A 23449-nucleotide genomic window follows, 5' to 3' on the forward strand; every position below is an offset into this window, starting at 1 on the left:
CGCGTGCATCCGGTCAGGCCTGATGCACGCGATGCTTTACTGGTGCCGTTATCAGCCGCCGCGCTGTGCGGATTCTCTCTGCTGCGCTTTTCCCTGAACTGCAGACATAAAAAAAGCGGTGGTTTTCACCACCGCTTTTCGCACTTAAATCAGTTATCCACGAAGCTGTTATTCCCGAAACAGAGCTTCAATGTTGAGGCCCTGCGCCTGCAGGATTTCGCGCAGACGGCGCAAACCTTCAACCTGAATCTGACGGACACGCTCACGGGTTAAACCAATTTCACGGCCTACATCTTCAAGCGTTGCCGCTTCATAGCCTAACAGGCCGAAACGACGTGCCAGCACTTCACGCTGCTTAGCGTTCAGTTCAAACAACCACTTAACGATGCTCTGTTTCATATCATCGTCTTGCGTGGTGTCTTCCGGTCCGTTGTCTTTTTCATCGGCCAGAATGTCCAGCAACGCTTTTTCAGAATCTCCGCCTAATGGCGTATCAACTGAAGTGATGCGTTCGTTGAGACGCAACATACGGCTTACGTCATCAACCGGTTTATCCAGCTGCTCGGCGATCTCTTCCGCGCTTGGCTCATGGTCAAGCTTGTGGGAGAGTTCACGCGCAGTACGCAGATAAACGTTTAGTTCTTTAACAATATGAATCGGCAGACGAATGGTACGGGTTTGATTCATGATCGCCCGTTCAATAGTCTGACGAATCCACCAGGTGGCGTAAGTTGAGAAACGGAACCCGCGCTCCGGGTCAAACTTCTCAACGGCACGGATCAGGCCGAGGTTACCTTCTTCAATCAGGTCCAGCAGTGCTAAACCACGATTGCTGTAACGACGGGCGATCTTGACCACCAGGCGTAAGTTACTTTCGATCATGCGGCGACGGGAAGGGATGTCACCTCGCAATGCACGGCGAGCGAAGAGCACTTCTTCCTCTGCCGTTAACAACGGAGAATAGCCAATCTCCCCGAGATAGAGCTGCGTCGCATCTAACACACGTTGCGTCGCACCCTGTGATAACAACTCTTCTTCCGCTACGTCGTTATCACCAGGTTCGTTTTCGACGAGAGCCTTCTCATCAAAAACCTCTGCTCCATTCTCCTCGAATTCCGCGTTCTCATGTAACTCGTTTACTTTCAGCGTATTCTGGCTCATAAGCGGCTCCTACCCGTGATTCCAGGGCAGAACATCAAAAAAGTGCGTTCTGCCGGATTATCGCTGCGGTAAATAACGCAACGGGTTTACGGATTTCCCCTTGTAACGAATTTCAAAGTGTAATCTTACTGAACTGGTTCCGGTGCTACCCATGGTTGCGATCTTCTGCCCCGCCTTAACTTCCTGTTGTTCCCGGACCAGCATTGTATCGTTATGGGCGTAGGCACTCAGGTAATCATCATTGTGTTTGATGATGATCAGATTACCGTAACCCCGGAGCGCGTTACCTGCGTACACCACCCTTCCTGAAGCGGTAGCGACGACAGACTGTCCACGCGTGCCGGCGATATCGATACCTTTATTGCCGCCTTCGGCAGCAGAGAAGTTATCGATGATCTTCCCATCGGTCGGCCAACGCCAGCTTCCTACCGGCGTCGAGCTATTGGTTGTGCTGCTAACCGTTGGGGGTGCGGTAACCACTGGAGCTGTTGTCGTTGCAACATTTGCTCCTTTCGAAGGCAACAGTTTACTGCCGCTCGAACTACCCGAATCATCAGAATACGTAATAACAGGTTGCTGTGCAACAGCGGCAGATTTAATTTGTGGCGTGGTCGGAACACCGCCCTGCGTTGCATCAGCAACGGTAATGGCATTACCGCCAGTAATCGGCTGACCGGAACCGTTGCCAATCTGCAAAGTTTGCCCGACATTCAGGCTATACGGCGCCGGAACGTTGTTACGCTGGGCTAAATCGCGGAAATCGTTGCCGGTGATCCAGGCGATGTAAAACAATGTGTCGCCACGTTTTACGGTATATGTTTCGCCGGAGTAGCTACCTTTAGGAATATTCTGATAACTGCGGTTGTACACGATTCGGCCATTTTGCGTCTCCACATTATTATTGGCACTAACCATTCCGCCATTGCCAGAGGCAGATGCTGCACTTCCGCTTAACATTCCTCCCTGTGAAGGCATCGCGGGAACACCACCAGAGGCGCTTGCTGCGCCACTCTGGCTGCTGCTCATGCCGCCGCCATCACCAACGCGGCTAATGGGTGCTTGTGTGTTGTCGCTGGAGCTACAGCCTGCCAGCCAAAAACCTACCAGTGAAAGCGCCGCCAGACGGCGTAACTGAAAAATTGTGCTTCCCGTGCTCATTGATCCCCCGTGATGGCAACCCTGATGTACCTGTTTCACTGTACTTGCCAGCAGAATGCTCTGCGCGGCGCGATAAAATCTGCGTTTTTGTTGATTAAATTGGATAGTAACAATATCAAGTACGTGGTGCTATGAAACAGTTGTGAAGAAATACGAAGCCGGTCACGCAAGATCGCCCTGAACCAGCGGCACAAACCGTACCGGCTCAATCGTTTCTTCAATAATTTCTTCGCCCTGACGGCGCAGACGTTTCAGCACCTGCTGATCTTCGCCGACCGGCAGCACCATAATGCCGCCTTCTGCCAGTTGCGCTATCAGCGCAATCGGAATTTCTGGCGGGGCCGCGGTAACAATGATGGCGTCGAACGGCCCGCGCGACGGCCAGCCCTGCCAGCCATCGCCATGTCGGGTCGAGACATTATGCAGATCGAGCTGTTTCAGGCGGCGCTTGGCCTGCCACTGCAGCCCTTTAATACGTTCAACTGAATAGACGTGATCCACCAGATGGGCGAGGATGGCGGTCTGATAGCCGGAACCGGTGCCGATTTCCAGCACCCGTGAATGCGGATTCAGCGCCAGCAGCGCCGTCATTCGCGCCACCATATAAGGCTGGGAGATGGTCTGGCCGGAGCCGATCGGCAGGGCCACATTATCCCAGGCTTTGTGTTCAAAAGCCTCATCGATAAAGCGTTCACGCGGCACATCGCTGATGGCTTTCAGCAGGTTCTCGTCATCAATTCCCTGCTGACGCAGTTGTGACAGCAATGTCTCAATACGCCGATTCACCATGCCAGGTTCACCTCAGCTTTAGCCAGCCACTCATGCAGCACATCCTGGGCGCTGTGCGCGGTCAGATCGACATGCAGCGCAGTCACCGAGACATAGCCCTGATCCACCGCGGCAAAGTCGGTATCCGGACCGGCATCCAGTTTTTCCCCCGGCGGCCCAATCCAGTAAAGGGTGTTGCCGCGCGGGTCCTGCTGGGCGATAACCTGATCGGCAGGATGCCGGCTGCCACAGCGCGTCACGCGGATGCCTTTCAGCTCGGCCAGCGGCAGGTCCGGTACGTTGATGTTAAGAATGCGGCCGGTGCGTAGCGGTTGCTGCGTCAGCGCCTTGAGAATAGCGCAGGTCACCGCCGCCGCTGTCGCATAATGCTGATGACCATTGAGCGATACCGCTACCGCAGGCAGCCCCAGGTGACGCCCTTCCATCGCCGCCGCCACCGTGCCGGAATAGATCACATCATCCCCCAGATTGGGCCCAGCGTTGATTCCCGACACCACAATGTCGGGACGGGGCTGCATCAGCGCATTGACGCCAAGATAAACACAGTCTGTCGGCGTGCCCATCTGCACCGCGATATCCCCATTCTCATGAGTAAAGGTGCGCAGCGGCGTTTCCAGCGTTAATGAGTTCGACGCGCCGCTTCGGTTACGATCGGGCGCAACCACCTGCACTTCAGCAAAGTGCCGCAGGGCTTTCGCCAGCGTTTGAATACCTGGCGCGTGAATGCCGTCATCGTTGCTGAGCAATATCCGCATTTATTCTGACCTTTTTCTATTCGACTGGTCGCCGTGACAGGACCCGTTTGAACAGCATGGCAACAGGTGAAGACCGGACAGCGATTTTTGCATTCTAGCGAGGCATGCAAGGAAGTGGTAGGCGTAAATCATACTACTGCGGGGGTTTGCCGCAACAATACCCACATTCAGGGTAATGTTGCAGCAGGGATTACTCGTCAATATTATCAAGCGCGTCAGTCTGGGTCAGCAGCTCTCTGACCACGCTGGTGGCAAAGCTGCCAGCGGGGAGCCAGAAGCTCATCTCCAGCGTCACCTCATCCCACCAGTTCCAGCACAGATCGCGAGGCACCACCAGCATCGCGCGGCGGGCTGCATCGACGCGTTCACGCGTGATCAGGCTAAGCAAGAGCGTCGCTTCAGCTAGCGCCTGCTGTTCAAACGCCAGCGCATCCGCCTGCGGACCGGCCTCTCCACAGCCCGGCAACGGCGCCGTGATGCGCAATTGGTGTTGATCAACGCGGGCCTGCAGTGCGTCGAGCTCCTCAGGCTGAGCGACAAACCAGCTGCCCCGTCCGGTGAGCTGCAGTGCATCGCCGCTCATCACCTGGCTGAGTCCGCCCTGCTGTTGCAGACGCGCGCTGGTGACCTGATTAAACAATGCGCTGCGCGCCGCTGACAGCAGCAGGCTGCGCTTGTTACGATCGCGCATCACAATCTCATTGCGCGCCCACTTCTCCGCCATAATCAGGTTGTTGCCGTTACGGCCAAAACGCTGCTCGCCAAAATAGTTAGGCACGCCAGCATCGCGTATCTGCGTCAGACGGGTTTCCACTGCATCGCGATCGCTGATCTGACGGATCACCAGACGGAACGCATTGCCCGCCAGCGCGCCGATACGCAACTTACGCTTGTGGCGCGCCACTTCAAGGATCTCTACCCCTTCCAGCGCAAAGCCGCGCAGATCCGGCATCGCATTGCCCGGCAGACGAAAACAGAGCGTCTGCTCGGTCACCGCATGACGATCTTTCATGCCGGCGTAGCTCATATCACGCTGATGGATGCCGAGATACTTCGCCAGCGCCTCTGCGACAAAGCGGGTATTGGCACCCACTTTGCGGATGCGCACCAGCAGATGCTCGCCTTCCCCGTCCGCGCCATAGCCGAGATCTTCCACCACCACGAAATCCTCCGGGTTAGCTTTGATCACGCCGGTGACGGCAGGCACGCCGTGCAGATAGTGCAGCATCACTGGCTATCGGCTTTGAGCAGCAGGGCCACCGCCTCACAGGCGATCCCTTCGCCACGACCGGTGAAGCCGAGCTTCTCGGTGGTGGTCGCTTTCACGTTGACCGCATCCATATGGCAGCCGAGATCTTCAGCAATATTGATGCGCATTTGCGGTACGTGCGGCAGCATTTTGGGTGCCTGGGCAATCAGGGTCACATCGACGTTGCCGATGCGGTAGCCTTTAGCTTCAATACGACGCCAGGCTTCACGCAGCAAACCGCGGCTGTCGGCCCCTTTAAAAGCGGGATCGGTATCCGGGAACAGCTTACCAATGTCGCCCATTGCCACCGCACCTAACAGCGCGTCAGTCAGCGCATGCAGCGCGACATCGCCATCAGAGTGGGCGATAAATCCCTGTTCAAACGGGATTCGCACGCCGCCAATCACCAGCGGACCCTCTCCACCGAAGGCGTGAACGTCAAAACCGTGACCGATACGCATTATGCGCTCTCCTTTAATTGAATCTGACTGAGATAAAAAGCCGCCAGCGCCAGATCTTCTGGCCGGGTAACTTTGATGTTATCGCTGCGTCCGCTCACCAGCACCGGATGATAGCCGCAATACTCCAGCGCCGACGCCTCATCCGTGATGGTGGCACCTTCAGACAGCGCGCGCGTCAGGCAGGCAGTGAGTAACGCGTGCGGGAAAAATTGCGGCGTTAAAGCGTGCCACAGATCTTCACGCTCAACGGTATGGGCGATAGCCGCTTTACCCGGCTCGCCCCGCTTCATGGTGTCACGCACCGGCGCCGCGAGTATGCCACCAACGTGGCTCTGTTGACGCACGCTCAGCAGATGCTGAAGGTCGTCCGGATGCAGACAGGGACGCGCCGCATCATGCACTAATACCCATGAGGCGCCTTTGGCAGCCTGCAAGCCGGCCAGCACCGACTCGGCACGCGTTTCACCGCCGGTCACCTGCAGCACGCGCGGATCGCGTGCCAGCGGCAGCGCGGCAAAATGCGGGTCATTGGGGCTCAGGGCGACAATCACCTGTTTGATAGCGGGATGGGAAAACAGGCGTGCAATGCTGTGTTCCAGAAGGGTGTGCTGACCAATCGTCAGATACTGCTTAGGACAGCTTGCCTGCATGCGGCTGCCGATTCCGGCAGCGGGCACCACGGCAATCACATCCGCAAGGGTGGACAGATTGTTCATGTTTTATCGTTGTTGGTTTTGCGCTGCTTGTTGCGCGTTGCGTTTGTTCTGGTCAGGCACAAGGCGATAGAAGGTTTCACCGGGTTTGATCATGCCCAATTCATTGCGTGCGCGTTCCTCGATCGCTTCAGAGCCGCCATTGAGATCGTCAATTTCGGCAAACAGCTGATCGTTACGCGATTTCAGTTTGGCGTTATTCGCCTGTTGCACCGCGACGTCATCGTTGACGCGCGTATAGTCATGGATGCCATTTTTTCCCAGCCACAATGAATATTGCAGCCAGCCAAGCAGCACCAATAGCAGTAACGTCAGTTTTCCCATCCCGCCCCCTAAAAACGGCCCAATCATCCCATAACTTTGCACAGGACTCCACACCAGTGGCGAAAATGGCGCGCTTTGCTGCGCGTCTGCGCAAAATATGAATCAGAGGGATCACCAGACGGGAAAAGTTTTGTAACCTGCCGATGCGTTTGCACATCAGCGCGCTGGCACGAGAGGGTTACCAGCCGGAGAGAAAAGAGAACATTAACCAGAACAGGCAAATGACCAGAATGACTGTGGCGAGCGTGGTCCACAACAACTGGCCGCGCAGCAGCGTGTTGAGCGCAATGCCCATCAGCACCGAGACCGGCAGCAGTGCCAGGAAGAAAGGCCAGGTGTAGAGAAAGAAAAACAAGGTGTTAGAGCCGTACAACAGGAAGGGAATGGCCAGCGCGCACCAGTAGGCAAAAAAGCCGATGATGCCGCCCGGCAGCGACGAACGCGGCTCATCCGGGGTGCTTTCATCTTTACGAGCCAGCATGGGAGTAATGTTCTGCATAGAGGTCCTGTTGACGCGAAGGCGGCAAATCAACGTGGATTTGCCGCTGTCTGTTCAGGATCTGATGATATCGCGGTCACGCAGCAGGTCTAACAATTGGGCGGCAAGTTTTGTAACCAATTGTTCGCCATCCAGCTGGATTTCCGGGCTTTCCGGCGCTTCGTATACGCTATCGATCCCGGTGAAATTACGCAGCTCACCGGCGCGTGCTTTGCGATAGAGTCCTTTAGGATCGCGCGCTTCGCACACCGCCAGCGGCGTATCCACAAACACCTCAATAAACTGGCCCGATTCCAGCAGATCGCGGACCATCTGACGTTCGGCGCGATGCGGCGAAATAAAGGCGGTCAGCACCACCAGCCCGGCGTCCACCATCAGCTTCGCCACTTCGCCGACCCGACGAATGTTCTCTTTGCGGTCGTCATCGCTGAAACCGAGATCGCGGCACAGGCCATGACGCACATTGTCGCCATCCAGCAGATAGGTGCTGACACCAATGCGGTGCAGCGCCTGCTCCAGCGCGCCCGCCACGGTCGATTTCCCCGAGCCTGACAGCCCGGTGAACCACAGCACCACGCCCTGATGGCCGTGCTGCTGTTCGCGGGCGGTGCGGGTCACCGGATGATCATGCCACACCACGTTGTCATCGTGCCGGGCCATTATTGACCGCCCAGCAGATCGCGCGCGTTCCAGTGTGGGAAGTGACGGCGCACCAGCGCATTCAGTTCCAGTTCAAAGGCGCTGAACTCGCCGGTATTAACCGGGGCATCATGGTTTGGCTGATGGATCATGCCGGCACCCACGGTAACGTTGCTCAGGCGATCGATAAAGATCATGCCGCCGGTCACCGGGTTCTGCTGATAGCTGTCGAGCACCATCGGTTCGTCAAAGGTGATCTCAATGCGACCAATACCGTTCAGCGGCAGCGTATCGACCTGACGCGTCTCCAGCGAGTTGATCTCGACCTGATGCAGCACCTTCTCTACCCGGCCACGGGTTTTCTTACCGGCGATTTTCAGGTCGTAACTCTGACCGGCCTGCAGCGGCTGTTCTGCCATCCAGACCACGTCAACGCTGGCAGACTGAACCGCTGCCAGATCTTCACTGGCATCCACCAGCAGATCGCCACGGCTGATATCAATCTCATCCTGCAGCACAAGGGTAATCGCTTCGCCTGCACCCGCTTCCTGCAGATCGCCATCGAAGGTCACAATGCGGGCAATGGACGACTCCACGCCAGAAGGCAGCACTTTAACGCGCTGGCCTACCTGTACGCTGCCTGAAGCCAGCGTTCCGGCGTAGCCGCGGAAATCGAGGTTTGGACGGTTGACATACTGTACCGGGAAACGCATCGGCTGATGATCGACCACGCGTTTCAGTTCAACCGTTTCCAGCACGTCGAGCAGCGTCGGACCGCTGTACCACGACATGGTCTGGCTGGCTGATGCTACGTTATCCCCTTCCAGCGCCGACATCGGTACGAAACGGATATCGAGGTCGTCCGGCAACTGCGCAGCGAAATCGAGATAATCCTGTTTGATCTGCTCGTAGCGATCCTGATCGTACTCCACCAGATCCATCTTATTGATCGCTACCACCAGGTGTTTGATCCCCAGCAGCGTCGAGATAAAGCTGTGCCGACGGGTCTGATCCAGCACGCCTTTACGGGCATCGATCAGCAGGATCGCCAGATCGCAGGTTGAGGCACCGGTCGCCATATTACGGGTGTACTGCTCATGTCCCGGCGTATCAGCGATAATAAATTTACGCTTTTCAGTCGAGAAGTAGCGATAGGCCACATCAATGGTGATGCCCTGCTCGCGCTCGGCCTGCAGACCATCCACCAGCAGCGCCAGATCGAGCTTCTCGCCCTGGGTACCGTGACGCTTGCTGTCGTTGTGCAGCGAAGAGAGCTGATCTTCATAGATCTGCCGGGTATCGTGCAGCAGGCGACCAATCAGGGTGCTTTTGCCATCATCGACGCTGCCGCAGGTCAGAAAACGCAGCAGGCTCTTGTGTTGTTGTGCGGTCAGCCAGGCTTCAACGCCGCCCTGGTCGGCAATCTGTTGTGCAATTACGGTATTCATCTGGCGTCTCCTTAGAAATAACCCTGACGTTTTTTCAGTTCCATCGACCCGGACTGATCGCGATCGATCACGCGGCCCTGACGCTCACTGGTGGTAGAGACCAGCATCTCTTCGATGATCTCCGGCAGCGTTTGCGCCTCCGATTCCACCGCGCCGGTCAGCGGCCAGCAGCCGAGGGTACGGAAACGCACCATGCGCTGTTTAATCACTTCACCGGGCTGCAGATTGATCCGATCGTCATCGATCATCATCAGCATGCCATCACGCTCCAGCACCGGACGCGGCGCTGCGAGGTAGAGCGGCACGATCTCGATGTTTTCCAGGAAGATGTACTGCCAGATATCCAGTTCGGTCCAGTTCGACAGCGGGAAAACGCGGATGCTTTCGCCCTTGTTGATCTGACCGTTGTAGTTGTGCCACAGCTCCGGGCGCTGGTTTTTCGGGTCCCAGCGATGGAAACGATCGCGGAACGAGTAGATACGCTCTTTGGCGCGCGACTTCTCTTCGTCACGGCGTGCGCCACCAAAAGCCGCATCGAAACCATATTTATTCAGCGCCTGCTTCAGCCCTTCGGTTTTCATGATGTCGGTGTGTTTGGCACTGCCGTGGACGAACGGGTTAATGCCCATCGCCACGCCTTCCGGGTTGCGGTGAACCAGCAGCTCGGCGCCCATCGCTTTTACGGTGCGATCGCGAAACTCGTACATTTCACGGAATTTCCAGCCGGTATCCACATGCAGCAGCGGGAACGGCAGCGTGCCTGGAAAGAAGGCCTTACGCGCCAGATGCAGCATCACGGAGGAGTCTTTACCGATGGAGTACATCATCACCGGGTTGCTGAACTCTGCCGCCACTTCGCGAATGATGTGGATACTCTCCGCCTCCAGCTGACGCAGATGAGTGAGTCGTTTTTGGTCCATGATTTTCCCTCAAGCCAGATTGACAACGGCGGACTCGCGAGCCCCCTGCTGTGCCGAATGTTGAAACCAGGCGAGTTGCCCGTGCAAATTGACCACTTCTCCGATCACCAGCAGTGCCGGAGTGGGTGCCGAGGCGGCCAGCGCCTCGAGTTGTTCTAAGGTGCCGGTCAGCACCTGTTGATCCTGACGCGTACCGCGACTGATCACCGCCACCGGCGTTGACGCTGCGCGGCCATGCTGAATCAGCGCCTCGCTAATCAGCGCAGCCTTAACCGTCCCCATATAGATCGCCAGCGTCTGACGTGCCCGCGCCAGCGATGGCCAGTCAATGTCGTCACCATCCGGACGACAGTGACCGGTAATAAACATCACGCTCTGAGCATAATCGCGGTGGGTCAGCGGAATACCGGCGTAGGCCGTCGCACCGGCAGCGGCAGTAACGCCCGGCACCACCTGAAACGGAATACCCGCCTGCTGTGCCGCCTGCAGCTCTTCGCCGCCGCGGCCAAAGATAAAGGGATCGCCGCCCTTGAGGCGCACGACCCGCTTGCCCTGCAATGCCAGCTTCACCAGCATCTGATTGGTCTCTTCCTGCGGCACCGAATGCGCGCCGGCCCGTTTGCCGACGCAGATGCGATCGGCGTCGCGACGCACCAGCTCCAGCACCTCGTCACTGACCAGATGGTCATACAGCACCACATCGGCCAGCTGCATCACCTGCAGACCGCGCAGCGTCAGCAGACCGCTGTCGCCCGGCCCCGCGCCCACCAGAATGATTTCACCCTGACGGGTCGGTTCATCAAGCAGTTCACGATCCAGCGTGCGTTTCGCCTCATCCACATTGCCAGCCGACATCTGACTGGCGAACAGGCCGTTGAACGCCCGCTCCCAGAAACGGCGACGGTCAGACATCCGCTGAAAACGCTGTTTAACCTTGTCACGCCACTGTCCGGCCACCTCAGCCATCTGGCCCAGGTTAGCAGGCAGCAGCGCCTCCAGCTTTTCACGCAGCATCCGCGCCAGCACCGGCGCGGTGCCGCTGGAGGAGATCGCCACCACCAGCGGTGAACGGTCAACAATCGACGGGAAGATAAAGCTGCATTTCGGCTGATCGTCCACCACGTTCACCAGCTTCTGGCGCGCATTGGCCGCCTCGAATACGGCAGCATTGAGGGCGTTGTCATCGGTTGCGGCAATCACCAGAAAAACGCCGTCCAGCTGGGCAGGATCAAACGCAGTCGCCAGCCACTCCAGCTGCTGCGTCTCCAGCAGCGCCTGCAGTTCAGGGCAGAGTTCACGCGCGGCAATCTGCACGCGCGCACGCGCACGGCGCAGCAGTTCAATTTTTCGCGCTGCGATATCTCCACCACCGACAACCAGAACCGGGCGGCCAGAGAGATCGGCAAAAAGGGGCAAATAGTCCACGTTAACCCTGATGTTTTAACTTTGTATTAACGCGACTATACGTCCCTGAGTTTATCCAGATGAAATTACGAATTGGAATGAGTAGTTACTGAATGGAATAACGACCCCGCAAAGCACAGAACAATTTGATCTTAACGACGGAGAATTAAGGGGTTATCCGTGACCGTGCTCACAGATTATTCTCCGGACCCGCGGGGAAAAATCGGCACATCCGGCAGCAAATACAGATTACCGCCAGAGCAGCCAGCGAGCGCTGCGCGTACCGTGCCTGATTCTGTTCATCGTACGCCGGAGCAAAAAGGCTATAATGTCGCCCGGCATGACCGGCCGGTGCGTCATGCCGGACCGGTATCTGAAAAATGAAAAAGGACGCACTATGTTTTTTTCCCTCCAATTGAGGGCAGCCGCGACGTTAATTGGCGCGCTACTTTCCCCGCTGGCACTTGCCAGCCAGCCTGGCCATTTTGCCGAGCAGCAGGTTCGTCACATCGCCACCTATTTTCCTGGCCGGATGAGCGGCAGTCCGGCCGAACTGATGGCGGCCGACTATCTGCAGCAGCAATTTTCCGCGCTGGGTTTTAAGACCAATACCCGGCAGTTCAATACCGGCTATAACTGGCAGGAAAATGACGGAAAATTACGCTGGCATAAGCTGACGGCGACCTCCGTGATTGCTGCCCGCGCCGGCAGTGAACCGCAGGAGATTCTGATCGTCGCGCATCTGGATACCTGGACGCCGCACAGCAACAGTCAGACTAACCAGAACCTCGGTGGTTTACGCCTGCAGGGCGTCGATGATAACGCCTCGGGCCTTGGCGTGATGCTGGAGCTGGCACAACAGCTGAGTCAGCAACCGCTGCACTACGGCGTGCGCTTCGTGGCGCTCAGCGCCGGTGAGGCGGAGATGCACGGCATGGACGATTATGTCGAGCGCATGAGCGCCAGAGAGAAGAAAAATACCCTGCTGGTGATCGATCTCAACAGCCTGATCGCCGGCGATCATCTCTATTTCAACAGCGGGATGAATACCCCGCGCGCGGTGCGTAAACAGACCAGCGAGCGCGCCTTGCTGCTGGCGCGCCAGCATGGCATTTCTGCCGCCAGCCATCAGTTAACCCGCCAGGATTTTCCCGGCCTGAACGCCTTTGATAAAGCGGGCTTTCCACTGCTGGATGTCACGGCCAGCAACTGGACGCTGGGTAACAAAGATGGCGCTCAGCAGCGTCATCGCAGCCGTCATTTTCCCGACGGCACCATTCGCCATCAGACCGATCGCGATAACCTGAACTATCTGGATCGCTGGATGCCTGGCCGGATTACCGCCCGTACCCGCGACAGCGTCAGCGTGCTGCTGCCGCTGCTAAGCGAACTCACCAATCCCAAAGTCTGAGGATCTGTTATGTACGTTGTTTCTCTCGATTATTTTCGTCCGATGGAAGAGGTAGAAGCGCTGCTGGCCGCACACATTACGTGGCTGGATCGCTATTTTGAGGCAGGCGTAATGATTGCGGCAGGACGTAAAGATCCGCGTACCGGTGGAATGCTGCTGGTGAAAGAGATGGAACCTGAACGGCTGGAGGCGATACTGGCAGAAGATCCCTTTGTTGCGGTGGCGCACTACGCAGTGACCAGAGTGAACGTCACGCGCGCGGCTGAAGAATTTGCTGGCTTAAAAGGTCAGTAAATCACCGGCTTCTCTGTGAAATCGCAGAGAAGCCGGAAACCGCACCCTTACCCTTCGTGCAGACCGCACTCGCGCTTCAGGCCGAAAAAGCGGGTCTCTTCTTCTGCCATGCCTGGCTCCCACTTACGGGTGGTATGGGTATCGCCCACTGAGAGATAGCCTTCATCCCACAGCGGATGGTATTTCAGATTATGCTGCTGCAGATACTGATGAATCTGGCGGTTATCCCAGTCGATGATCGGCAGCACTTTAAACACGCCGCGCTGCACCCCGAGCACCGGCAGATTAGCCCGGCTACCGGACTGATCGCGGCGCAGGCCGGCAAACCAGGTCTGCGCACCCAGCGTTTCCAGCGCCCGATTCATCGGTTCCACTTTATTGATGTCGTTGTATTTCTCAATCCCCTCAACGCCCTGCTCCCACAGCTTGCCATAGCGCGCTTCCTGCCAGGCCGGTGAGGTCTCCGCGCGGAACACCTTGAGGTTGAGATTGAGCTGATCCGCCAGCTCATCAATGAAGCGATAGGTTTCCGGGAACAGATAGCCGGTATCGGTGAGGATCACCGGAATATCGGGCTGCTGACGCGTCACCAGATGCAGCGACACCGCCGCCTGAATGCCGAAGCTGGAAGAGAGCACGTAGGCGCCCGGCAGATTTTCCAGCGCCCAGCTCACCCGCGCTTCCGCTGACGATTTCTCCAGCTGCGCATTGGTGGCCGCCAGCGCCATTGCGCGCTGGACTTTGGACATCTCATTCAGTGCTGCGAGGTCAATCTGACTCATTTTGCCTCCTCCCAGAAATCACGCGCCGGGTCCAGCACAGGCGCAACGATGCCCGCGCGGATCACGAAGTCACCAAAGCCTTCAGCGGCATGGCGCTCTTTGGCCCAGCGTCCCACCAGTTCATCAATGGTGGCGAGGATTTCGTTTTCATTAATGTTTTCACGGTACATCCGCGGGATGCGTGTGCCGATGCGGTTGCCGCCGAGATGCAGGTTGTAACGGCCTGGCGCTTTGCCGACCAGACCCAGTTCAGCCAGCATGGCACGGCCACAGCCGTTGGGACAACCGGTAACGCGTAACACTATGTGCTCATCACCGACGCCGTGGCTGTGCATGATCGCTTCAACTTTGGTCACGAACGCCGGCAGGAAGCGTTCCGCCTCCGCCATCGCCAGTGGACAGGTCGGGAACGCCACGCAGGCCATCGAGTTCTCACGCTGCGCCGAGACGTTTTCCATCAGCCCATGCTCACGGGCGATCGCCTCAATCTTCGCCTTTTCGCTTTCCGGCACGCCCGCCACAATCAGGTTCTGGTTGGCGGTCAGACGGAAATCGCCCTGGTGGATTTTAGCAATCTCAGCCACGCCGCTCTTCAGCGGACGGCCAGGATAGTCCAGCAGGCGACCATTCTCGATAAACAGCGTCAGGTGCCATTTATTGTCGATGCCTTTGATCCAGCCAATTCGATCGCCGCGGGTGGTAAATTCGTACGGACGGATCGGTTCAAAAGTGACGCCCGCCCGCTTCTCGACTTCCGCTTTAAACGTCTCAACGCCGACGCGTTCCAGGGTGTATTTGGTTTTGGCATTCTTACGATCGGTGCGGTTACCCCAGTCGCGCTGGGTAGTCACCACCGCTTCAGCCACGTCGAGGATCTTCTCCAGCGGGAAGTAGCCGAACTCGCTGGCGGTACGGGCGTAGGTGGCCTTGTTACCGTGCTCAATCGACAGTCCACCACCGACCAGCAGGTTAAAGCCCACCAGCTTGCCCTGCTCGGCCACGGCGATGAAGTTAAGATCGTTGGCGTGCAGATCCACATCGTTGTGCGGCGGGATCACCACGGTAGTTTTAAACTTACGCGGCAGATAGGTCTCACCGAGGATCGGCTCTTCGTCGGTGGTCGCAACTTTCTCCTGATCCCACCAGATTTCGGCGTAGGCACGGGTGCGCGGCAGCAGGTGCTCAGAGAGTTTCTTCGCCCACTCATACGCTTCCTGATGCAGCTCCGACTCCACCGGATTCGAGGTACAGAGCACGTTGCGGTTAACATCATTGGCGGTGGCCAGCGCATCCAGTCCGACTTCATGCAGCATCTGGTGCGTCGGCTTGACATTCTTCTTCAGAATGCCGTGAAACTGGAAGGTCTGACGGTTAGTCAGACGGATGCTGCCATAGATGGTTTTATCGGTGGCAAATTTGTCGATGGCCAGCCACTGGGTCGGCGTAATGATGCCGCCCGGCAAGCGGCAACGCAGCATCATGGCGTGGCGCGGCTCCAGCTTCTGCTCAGCACGCTCGGCACGAATATCGCGGTCATCCTGCTGGTACATACCGTGGAAACGGATCAGCAGGAAGTTGTCACCGGTAAAGCCGCCGGTCAGACCCTCTTCCAGATCTTCTTTAATGGTGCCGCGCAGATAGTTGCTCTGCTTCTTCAGACGCTCAGCGTCGGCTAATTTGCCTTCTACAACCAGCGGTCCAGGGTGTTTTTCGCTCATTAGTAAACGTCTCGCTGATAACGGCGCTCAATGCGCAGCTCACTTAAAAATTCGTCGGCCGCTTCACGATCCATTCCGCCGTGTTCGACCACCACATCCAGTAATGCCTGCTCAACGTCCTTCGCCATGCGATTCGCATCGCCACAGACGTAAAGGTGCGCGCCTTCCTGCAGCCAGCGCCACACTTCCGCACCGTTGGCGCGGATCTTATCCTGTACGTATACCTTCTCTGCCTGATCGCGTGACCAGGCCAGATCGATTCGGGTCAGCAGCCCCTCTTTCACATATTTCTGCCACTCCACCTGATAGAGGAAATCATCGGTAAAGTGCGGATTGCCGAAGAACAGCCAGTTTTTGCCGCTGGCACCGTCGTTTTCGCGCTGCTGCATAAAAGCGCGGAACGGCGCGATGCCGGTACCCGGTCCAATCATGATCACCGGTGCGTCCGGATTAGCCGGCAGGCGGAAGTTATCGTTGTGCTCGATAAACACCCGAACTTCGCCCTCTTCTTCAACCCGATCGGCCAGCCAGGTCGATGCACCGCCGCCACGCTGACGACCTTCAATATCAAAGCGTACTGCACTCACGGTGATATGCACTTCGGTATCGGTCTCCGCCTGCGACGATGCGATTGAGTAGAGCCGTGGCGTCAGCGGACGCAGCAACGTCGTCAGTTGCTCTGCGCTGAGCTCCGCCGGGGCCAGACGAATCATGTCGACAATCGGATAACGCTGCGCATACTGTTGCAGCCGGGCTTTATCATCCACCAGCGCCAGCAGCTCGGCATCACGCGACAGCTGGGCATACTGCGCGACGATTTGCGCCGTATTAACCGTCAGCTCAAAATGTTTTTGCAGCGCTTCAGCCAGCGGCAGCGTTGCGCCCTGAACCTGCACCGGCTCATCACCTTTCAGCCAGACCAGCTCCAGCAGCTCGCTGACCAGCGCGCTATCATTTTCATACCAGATACCCAGCGCGTCGCCGGGCTGGTAGCGCAGGCCTGACTCGCCGAGATCAATTTCAATGTGGCGAACATCTTTGTCAGAGTCGCGGCCGGTAATTTTCTGATTCACCGCCAGCGTGGCGCTGAGTGGCGCCTCTTTGGTATAGGGGCTGGTGGTGACTTCATTGACGCTGCCTGCGGCGGCTGCGGCAGCCTGAGCCGGGGATTCGGTCGGCACACGCTGCTTTAAAATCTCTGTCAGCGCACTGCGCCAGGCCGCCGCCTGATCGGCATACTCGACATCGGCATCAACCCGATCCAGCAGTCGCTCCGCGCCCAGCTCCGCCAGCCGGCTATCAAAATCCTTGCCCGCTTTGCTGAAAAATTCATAAGAGCTGTCGCCGAGGCCAAACACCGCAAACGCGGTACCGGTCATTTTCGGCGCCTTTTTTGACAGCAGGAATTTATGCAGCGCCACCGCTTCTTCCGGTGGATCGCCTTCGCCCTGGGTGGATGTCACCACCATCAGCAGCTTTTCCTGCCCAATTTGCTTGAACTTGTAATCGCCAGCATTCACCAGGTTTACATTCAGTCTGGCTGCCTGCAGGTCATCGCGCAACTGCTCGGCCAGGCGACGGGCATTGCCGGTCTGCGAAGCCGACAGCAGCGTGATTGCCGGTGCTTCTGGCGCGGTGGCGGTGACGGGGGCCGGCGCGCTGGCCACTGCGCTACCCGGTGTCTGTTCAACCCTGCCCCAGAAATAACCTGACAGCCATGCCAGCTGGGTGGGGGAATAATCGGTCGTCGCCGCCTGTAAGCGGGCGAGTTGTTCCGGGGAGAGCGGAAGCAGTGAACCTGGTGCCTGAGTCGTCATCGCGTTAAAAATTCCAGTATCAGAAGTCCGGACCGTAAAATGGCGGAAGAGTGCGTAGGTTACCGGCCCGTATATTAACGATTAAATACACCTTCGACATATCAAATAACCAAAATGACTAAATGGTTTTCCTGGTAGGATTAATCGGCAAAAGTGGTAAGTAAAGCGGCGATATATCAGTTATTTAGCTGGTACAACATCGGCAGGCGGGAGGTTTCGTGGCGGCGTAATGTGATCCAGGTGCGAAAATAGCGGTTTTCAGGTAGAATTTAGCGGTTTTTTCCTGTCTGAGAACCACTATGTCTACCACTTTATTTAAAGAGTTCCAGTTCGAAGCCGCGCACCATTTACCCAACGTGCCGGCCGGACACAAATGCGGTCGTCTGCACGGTCATTCATTTCTGGTGCGTCTGGAAATTACCGGCGAAGTGGATGCGCACACTGGCTGGGTGATGGATTTCGCTGAACTGAAAGCGGCGTTTAAGCCGATCTACGATCGCCTTGACCACTATTATCTCAATGAGATCCCTGGGCTGGAAAACCCGACCAGCGAAGTGCTGGCAAAATGGATCTGGGATCAGATGAAGCCTCGCCTGCCGCTGCTCAGTGCGGTGATGATCAAAGAAACCTGCACTGCGGGCTGCGTCTACCGCGGTTAATGCTGTCGGATCGAACCCTTCGATCCGGCACAGCGTTTTTTTACCCGCCGATCCGGCTAGCCCGGTTTCGGACTCTCACCCGGCCCACATCGCATCGCCTCAGGCGATATTGAGATATTTGTGAGTCTGCATCGACAGACGCCAGTTACGCGCAATGCAGGTCTCGATACAGAGTCGGGTTGCCTCATCTTTGCGGCTGATCGGCTGTAAGGCGATGATACGGGCTTTATCGTCATCAAGAGCGGCCAGCAGTTCATCCAGCGCCTCGACATCACGCATACGCGCCACCGGGTGCTTGATCTCATCCGCGCGGACCAGCGCCTGCGGCAGCACATCATAGCCGCCACGCATATTCACTTTAGGCGAAACCGTCACCCAGGTCCGATCGGAACAGCGAATCTCATGGGTGCCGCTGGTCTCAATCTGGCACTGAAAACCGTGCTGCTCCAGCGTCGTGGTTAACGGACGCAGATCGTAGATCGCCGGTTCGCCGCCGGTGATCACCACATGGCGCGCGGTCCAGCCCTGCTGCTGGATGGCGTTAAGTAAGGTTGCCGCATCGGCATCGCCCCAGGCGTCACTCTCTACCGTTTTAATTAAAATATCGCCCAGCGACGTTTCCCGATCCGCCCGCTTCTCCCAGGTATGTTTGGTATCACACCAGCTACAGCCCACCGGACATCCCTGTAAGCGGATGAAAATGGCGGGTACGCCGGTATAAAAACCTTCGCCCTGCAGTGTCTGGAACATTTCGTTAATCGGGTATTGCATTACGGACTCGCTTGAAAAAAACAGGGCGCTGATTATGGCAGATTTGCCGCACAGCTCAACCACGCGTTGTGCCTTTTCTCCGCGCCGGGCAAAAGCCAAAACGTCACAAAAGAGAGGCTTCAGACGGCTGACAGGTTCAAAATATAGATGGCCAGGACAGAACCCGCGCTTAGGACAAAAATACCGGGAGCGTTTTTGAACAACGCAAAACGTTGGCCCGGTAACGGGCGCACCTCAGGGATGAGGTGCGTAATCGCACGGGCGAGCAGAAAGAGATGCCGCTTTTGCCTCTTTGCGATCGGGATTTGCCATCCGCGTCTGCACACCGCCGCCAACAAAAAGCCCCGCACAAGGCGGGGCTTTCAGATGATGCGATGCCGCTTTACGCGACATCTGCACAGGTCATTACTGACCTTTAACTTCTTTCAGGCCGTTGAATGGCGCTTTTGAACCCAGCGCTTCTTCGATACGAATCAGCTGGTTGTACTTCGCCACACGGTCAGAACGGCTCATTGAACCGGTTTTGATCTGGCCCGCTGCAGTCCCTACCGCCAGGTCAGCGATGGTTGCATCTTCGGTTTCGCCTGAACGGTGAGAGATCACGGCAGTGTAGCCCGCGTCTTTCGCCATTTTGATCGCTGCCAGGGTTTCGGTCAGAGAACCGATCTGGTTGAATTTGATCAGAATGGAGTTAGCGATACCTTTGTCGATACCTTCTTTCAGGATTTTGGTGTTGGTCACGAACAGGTCGTCACCCACCAGCTGGATTTTGTCGCCCAGGACTTTGGTCTGGTAAGCGAAGCCATCCCAGTCAGATTCGTCCAGGCCATCTTCGATAGAAACGATCGGATACTGTTTGGTCAGATCTTCCAGGAAGTGGGTGAACTCTTCTGAAGTGAACGCTTTACCGCCTTCACCGGCCAGCACGTATTTGCCATCTTTGTAGAACTCAGAGGCCGCACAGTCCATCGCCAGCGTAATATCTTTGCCCAGCTCGTAGCCCGCTGCTTTTACTGCTTCAGCGATAACGGCCAGCGCTTCGGCGTTAGAACCCAGGTTTGGCGCATAGCCACCTTCGTCACCGACTGCAGTGCTCATGCCTTTGCTTTTCAGCACTTTTGCCAGGTTGTGGAACACTTCTGAACCCATACGGATCGCTTCTTTCACGCTTGAAGCGCCAACCGGCTGAATCATGAATTCCTGGATATCAACGTTGTTATCGGCATGCTCGCCACCGTTGATGATGTTCATCATTGGCAGTGGCATAGAGTATTTGCCTGGGGTGCCGTTCAGTTCAGCGATGTGCTCATACAGCGGCTGACCTTTAGAGGCCGCAGCGGCTTTCGCCGCCGCCAGTGAGACGGCCAGAATGGCGTTCGCACCGAAGTTGGATTTGTTCTCAGTACCGTCCAGGTCGATCATGATTTTATCGATGTTCGCCTGATCTTTCGCGTCTTTGCCTTTTACCGCTTCAGCAATCGGGCCGTTTACCGCAGCAACGGCTTTGGTCACGCCTTTGCCCAGGAAACGAGATTTGTCACCGTCACGCAGTTCCAGTGCTTCGCGAGAACCGGTAGAAGCCCCTGATGGCGCTGCTGCCAGACCAACGAAACCGCCTTCCAGATGCACTTCTGCTTCAACAGTCGGGTTACCACGTGAGTCGATAATTTCGCGACCGATGACTTTTACGATTTTGGACATTACGTTTTTCCTCAGTACAAGTTAGTCAATCCTAAGACAAACAACGCGCGAAAAGTTCGCGCGCTGCTCGTGAATCTTACTTCGCTAAACGCTTCTGATGCTCATGTGCCGCTTTCACAAAGCCGGCAAACAACGGATGGCCATCACGAGGGGTCGAGGTAAACTCCGGGTGGAACTGGCAGGCCACAAACCACGGATGGTTCGGGATTTCAATAATCTCAACCAGTTGATCATCACCAGAACGACCCGCTACGCGCAGACCGGCTGCTTCAATCGGCTTCAGCAGCATGTTGTTGACTTCATAACGGTGGCGATGGCGCTCAACGATGGTGTCAGAACCGTACAGCTGGCGAACCTGGCTGCCCGGCGTTAACTGACACTGCTGGCTGCCCAGACGCATGGTGCCGCCCAGATCGCTCTGCTCGCTGCGAACTTCGACGTTGCCGTCTTCGTCACGCCATTCGGTAATCAATGCCACTACCGGATATTTACAGTCTGGCACAAATTCGGTGGAGTTGGCGCCTTCCATCCCGGCAACGTTACGGGCGAACTCCATCAGTGCCACCTGCATACCAAGACAGATGCCGAGATACGGCACGTTGTTTTCACGTGCGTACTGCGCGGTCATCAGCTTGCCTTCGACGCCACGGTAACCGAAGCCACCCGGAATCAGAATCGCATCCAAATCTTTCAGTAATTCGACACCGCGTGATTCGACATCCTGCGAGTCGATCAGTTTGATGTTCACGGTGACGCGATTTTTCAGGCCGCCGTGCTTCAGCGCTTCAATCACTGATTTATAGGCATCCGGCAATTCAACGTATTTGCCGACCATCCCGATGGTGACTTCCCCACCCGGATTGGCTTCTTCGTAAATCACCTGTTCCCACTCGGCCAGATTGGCTTCCGGCGCATTCAGGTTGAAGCGTTTGCAGATATAGTCATCCAGGCCCTGCGACTTCAGCATGCCAGGAATCTTGTAAATGGAATCCACGTCTTTCAGTGAAATAACCGCTTTCTCTGGCACGTTACAGAACAGCGCGATTTTAGCGCGTTCGTTGGCTGGCACAGCGCGATCGGAACGGCAGATCAGCACGTCTGGCTGAATACCGATGGAGAGCAGCTCTTTAACCGAGTGCTGGGTCGGTTTGGTTTTCACTTCACCGGCAGCGGCCATATAGGGCACCAGCGTCAGGTGCATATACATGGTGTGTTCGCGGCCCACATCCACCGCCATCTGGCGAATCGCTTCCAGGAACGGCAGGGATTCGATATCGCCGACCGTGCCGCCGATTTCGACCAGCACCACATCGTGGCCTTCGCCGCCTTCAATAATGCGCTCTTTGATGGCGTTGGTGATGTGCGGAATCACCTGAATGGTGGCGCCCAGATAGTCGCCACGGCGCTCTTTGCGCAGCACTTCTGAGTAGATACGGCCAGTGGTGAAGTTGTTACGACGCGACATTTTAGTGCGGATGAAGCGCTCGTAGTGACCCAAATCGAGATCGGTTTCAGCCCCGTCATCAGTGACGAAAACTTCACCGTGCTGAGTCGGGCTCATGGTACCTGGATCCACGTTGATATACGGGTCCAGCTTCATGATGGTCACGTTAAGACCACGGGCTTCGAGAATGGCTGCGAGGGAGGCTGCGGCAATGCCTTTACCCAGAGAGGATACGACCCCGCCGGTCACAAAAATATAATTCGTTGTCATGCTGAACCTGAGAGTTTAGGTTTAAAGACGGTGGAATAACCAGGACGGGAAAACAGTATACTGGAAACCGCTATCAGCCACAATTGATGAATCACTGCCATCCTCCAACGCATTGCTGCGGCTAACATAGCGGATAGCCGTTAATGAAATGTTGATGTACGTCACAAAGTTGTCGCCACGCTGAATCGTGTAAGCTCAGATGGCGAATTTATGCACAGCGCTGGAATAATCAGCACTTCTCACCGGTTTTCACCTGCTGCCAGGCCGCTTCCATCTGTTCCAGCGTGGCACCAGGCATACTTAATCCCTGTGCGGCGATGATCGCCTCCACCTGGCGGAAGCGGCGCTCAAACTTGTCGTTGGCCTTTTGCAGCGCGGTTTCAGCTTTACTGCCCAGATGGCGTGACAGGTTCACCGTCGCAAACAGCAGGTCACCGATCTCCTCTTCCAGCTTCTGGCTATCCACCACGCTTTGCTGTGCCTCGTGCATCACTTCATCGATCTCTTCATGCACTTTTGCCACCACCGGCCCCAGCGTGGTCCAGTCAAAACCGACGTTGTGGCAGCGCTTCTGGATTTTGTGGGCGCGCATCAGCGCCGGCAGCGCTCTGGGGATGTCGTCCAGCGCCGAATGCTGGGCCTTCTCCGCCCGTTCAGCGGTCTTGATCGCTTCCCAGTTTTTCAGCACTTCGCGGCTGGTTTCCGCGCTGGCGTCAGCAAAAATGTGCGGATGACGGCGCTCCAGCTTGTCGCTGATGGCGTGGCAGATATCCTCAAAGGTAAAGCGATCCTGCTCGCTGGCCATCTGGGCATAAAACACCACCTGAAACAGCAGATCGCCCAGCTCGCCGCGCAGATCGTCAAAATCTTCCCGCTGGATGGCGTCCAGCACTTCATAGGTCTCTTCCAGCGTATACGGGGCGATGGTGGCGAAGGTCTGCTCACGATCCCACGGGCAGCCGTGTTGCGGATCGCGCAGGGTTTTCATAATGCCAAGCAGGCGATCAATGGCGTTCATTCTGGAAATCCTTTGCGGTTGGTCGTGAGGTGGCGCATCAATAG

Annotated in this window: 23 protein-coding genes; 3 read left to right on the forward strand and 20 right to left on the reverse strand. The window is 56.7% G+C overall.

The annotated features are described in order from the left end of the window. Nucleotides 1-168 precede the first annotated feature (168 nt). The 13 genes from rpoS to cysG all read right to left on the reverse strand — a co-directional run bounded on the left by rpoS (nt 169) and on the right by cysG (nt 11541). Nucleotides 169-1161 carry an RNA polymerase sigma factor RpoS gene (gene rpoS / locus ACX3P5_RS14515; RefSeq protein ID WP_031374757.1) on the reverse strand — a complete coding sequence of 331 codons (993 nt, stop codon included), beginning with the start codon at nt 1159-1161 and terminating at the stop codon, nt 169-171. 57 nt (nt 1162-1218) lie between these two features. Beyond that, nucleotides 1219-2319, reverse strand: coding sequence for a murein hydrolase activator NlpD (nlpD, locus tag ACX3P5_RS14520; RefSeq protein ID WP_233987289.1), 1101 nt, complete (start codon nt 2317-2319; stop codon nt 1219-1221). A 162-nt stretch (nt 2320-2481) separates the two neighbouring features. Then, nucleotides 2482-3108 carry a protein-L-isoaspartate(D-aspartate) O-methyltransferase gene (locus ACX3P5_RS14525; protein ID WP_031374755.1) on the reverse strand — a complete coding sequence of 209 codons (627 nt, stop codon included), beginning with the start codon at nt 3106-3108 and terminating at the stop codon, nt 2482-2484. Further along, nucleotides 3102-3863: a 5'/3'-nucleotidase SurE gene (gene surE / locus ACX3P5_RS14530; RefSeq protein ID WP_233987288.1), complete on the reverse strand. Its 762-nt coding sequence runs from the start codon at nt 3861-3863 to the stop codon at nt 3102-3104. The genes ACX3P5_RS14525 and surE overlap by 7 nt, the downstream gene beginning before the upstream one ends. A 190-nt stretch (nt 3864-4053) precedes the next feature. Further along, nucleotides 4054-5094, reverse strand: coding sequence for a tRNA pseudouridine(13) synthase TruD (gene truD / locus ACX3P5_RS14535; protein WP_458968913.1), 1041 nt, complete (start codon nt 5092-5094; stop codon nt 4054-4056). Further along, complete coding sequence (ispF, locus tag ACX3P5_RS14540; RefSeq protein WP_094120862.1) at nt 5091-5573, reverse strand: 2-C-methyl-D-erythritol 2,4-cyclodiphosphate synthase; 483 nt, start codon at nt 5571-5573, stop codon at nt 5091-5093. The genes truD and ispF overlap by 4 nt, the downstream gene beginning before the upstream one ends. After that, nucleotides 5573-6289, reverse strand: a complete 717-nt coding sequence (gene ispD, locus ACX3P5_RS14545; protein WP_233987286.1) for a 2-C-methyl-D-erythritol 4-phosphate cytidylyltransferase — start codon at nt 6287-6289, stop codon at nt 5573-5575. Before ispD ends, ispF begins: the two co-directional genes overlap by 1 nt. Before the next feature lie 3 nt (nt 6290-6292). After that, nucleotides 6293-6610 (reverse strand): cell division protein FtsB, encoded by a 318-nt coding sequence (gene ftsB / locus ACX3P5_RS14550; RefSeq protein ID WP_013358867.1) that lies wholly within the window; start codon nt 6608-6610, stop codon nt 6293-6295. Between the two features lie 178 nt (nt 6611-6788). After that, nucleotides 6789-7109, reverse strand: a complete 321-nt coding sequence (locus ACX3P5_RS14555) for a DUF3561 family protein (protein WP_094120860.1) — start codon at nt 7107-7109, stop codon at nt 6789-6791. A 54-nt stretch (nt 7110-7163) separates the two neighbouring features. Further along, a complete protein-coding gene (cysC, locus tag ACX3P5_RS14560; protein ID WP_336756379.1) occupies nt 7164-7769 on the reverse strand; it encodes an adenylyl-sulfate kinase in 606 nt (201 codons plus the stop codon). Continuing rightward, nucleotides 7769-9196: a sulfate adenylyltransferase subunit CysN gene (cysN, locus tag ACX3P5_RS14565; protein WP_233987284.1), complete on the reverse strand. Its 1428-nt coding sequence runs from the start codon at nt 9194-9196 to the stop codon at nt 7769-7771. Before cysN ends, cysC begins: the two co-directional genes overlap by 1 nt. An 11-nt stretch (nt 9197-9207) precedes the next feature. After that, nucleotides 9208-10116, reverse strand: coding sequence for a sulfate adenylyltransferase subunit CysD (gene cysD, locus ACX3P5_RS14570; RefSeq protein ID WP_233987283.1), 909 nt, complete (start codon nt 10114-10116; stop codon nt 9208-9210). Between the two features lie 9 nt (nt 10117-10125). Then, entirely contained in the window at nt 10126-11541 is a 1416-nt protein-coding gene (gene cysG, locus ACX3P5_RS14575) for a siroheme synthase CysG (protein ID WP_458968914.1), read from the reverse strand. Nucleotides 11542-11917: 376 nt separating this feature from the next. On the opposite strand from cysG, the gene ACX3P5_RS14580 reads away from it, so the two are divergent. Together ACX3P5_RS14580 and ACX3P5_RS14585 are read left to right on the forward strand one after the other, a co-directional pair. Next, a complete protein-coding gene (locus ACX3P5_RS14580; RefSeq protein ID WP_458968915.1) occupies nt 11918-12931 on the forward strand; it encodes an aminopeptidase in 1014 nt (337 codons plus the stop codon). Nucleotides 12932-12940: 9 nt separating this feature from the next. Beyond that, the gene (locus tag ACX3P5_RS14585; RefSeq protein ID WP_233987280.1) at nt 12941-13225 is read left to right on the forward strand and encodes a YciI family protein; all 285 of its coding nucleotides are present in this window, start codon (nt 12941-12943) and stop codon (nt 13223-13225) included. A gap of 47 nt (nt 13226-13272) precedes the next feature. Here the strand turns inward: ACX3P5_RS14585 and ACX3P5_RS14590 are convergent, their stop codons facing one another. The 3 genes from ACX3P5_RS14590 to cysJ are packed head-to-tail and all read right to left on the reverse strand — an operon-like array spanning nt 13273 to nt 17542. Then, nucleotides 13273-14007, reverse strand: coding sequence for a phosphoadenylyl-sulfate reductase (locus ACX3P5_RS14590; protein WP_233987279.1), 735 nt, complete (start codon nt 14005-14007; stop codon nt 13273-13275). Beyond that, entirely contained in the window at nt 14004-15725 is a 1722-nt protein-coding gene (gene cysI, locus ACX3P5_RS14595; protein WP_233987278.1) for an assimilatory sulfite reductase (NADPH) hemoprotein subunit, read from the reverse strand. Before cysI ends, ACX3P5_RS14590 begins: the two co-directional genes overlap by 4 nt. Beyond that, nucleotides 15725-17542: an NADPH-dependent assimilatory sulfite reductase flavoprotein subunit gene (cysJ, locus tag ACX3P5_RS14600; protein WP_458968916.1), complete on the reverse strand. Its 1818-nt coding sequence runs from the start codon at nt 17540-17542 to the stop codon at nt 15725-15727. Before cysJ ends, cysI begins: the two co-directional genes overlap by 1 nt. A 299-nt stretch (nt 17543-17841) precedes the next feature. Here cysJ and queD point away from each other — a divergent pair, with 299 nt between their 5' ends. Continuing rightward, nucleotides 17842-18201 (forward strand): 6-carboxytetrahydropterin synthase QueD, encoded by a 360-nt coding sequence (gene queD, locus ACX3P5_RS14605; protein WP_233987276.1) that lies wholly within the window; start codon nt 17842-17844, stop codon nt 18199-18201. Between the two features lie 99 nt (nt 18202-18300). Here queD and queE read toward each other — a convergent pair whose 3' ends face one another. The 4 genes from queE to mazG form a co-directional block, all read right to left on the reverse strand. Continuing rightward, complete coding sequence (gene queE, locus ACX3P5_RS14610) at nt 18301-18972, reverse strand: 7-carboxy-7-deazaguanine synthase QueE (protein WP_233987275.1); 672 nt, start codon at nt 18970-18972, stop codon at nt 18301-18303. Between the two features lie 405 nt (nt 18973-19377). After that, nucleotides 19378-20673, reverse strand: coding sequence for a phosphopyruvate hydratase (gene eno / locus ACX3P5_RS14615; protein WP_094120850.1), 1296 nt, complete (start codon nt 20671-20673; stop codon nt 19378-19380). A gap of 76 nt (nt 20674-20749) precedes the next feature. Beyond that, complete coding sequence (pyrG, locus tag ACX3P5_RS14620; protein ID WP_233987274.1) at nt 20750-22387, reverse strand: glutamine hydrolyzing CTP synthase; 1638 nt, start codon at nt 22385-22387, stop codon at nt 20750-20752. Nucleotides 22388-22616: 229 nt separating this feature from the next. Continuing rightward, complete coding sequence (mazG, locus tag ACX3P5_RS14625) at nt 22617-23405, reverse strand: nucleoside triphosphate pyrophosphohydrolase (protein WP_233987273.1); 789 nt, start codon at nt 23403-23405, stop codon at nt 22617-22619. Between the last annotated feature and the right edge of the window lie 44 nt (nt 23406-23449).

Source organism: Pantoea sp. S-LA4 (assembly GCF_054482835.1).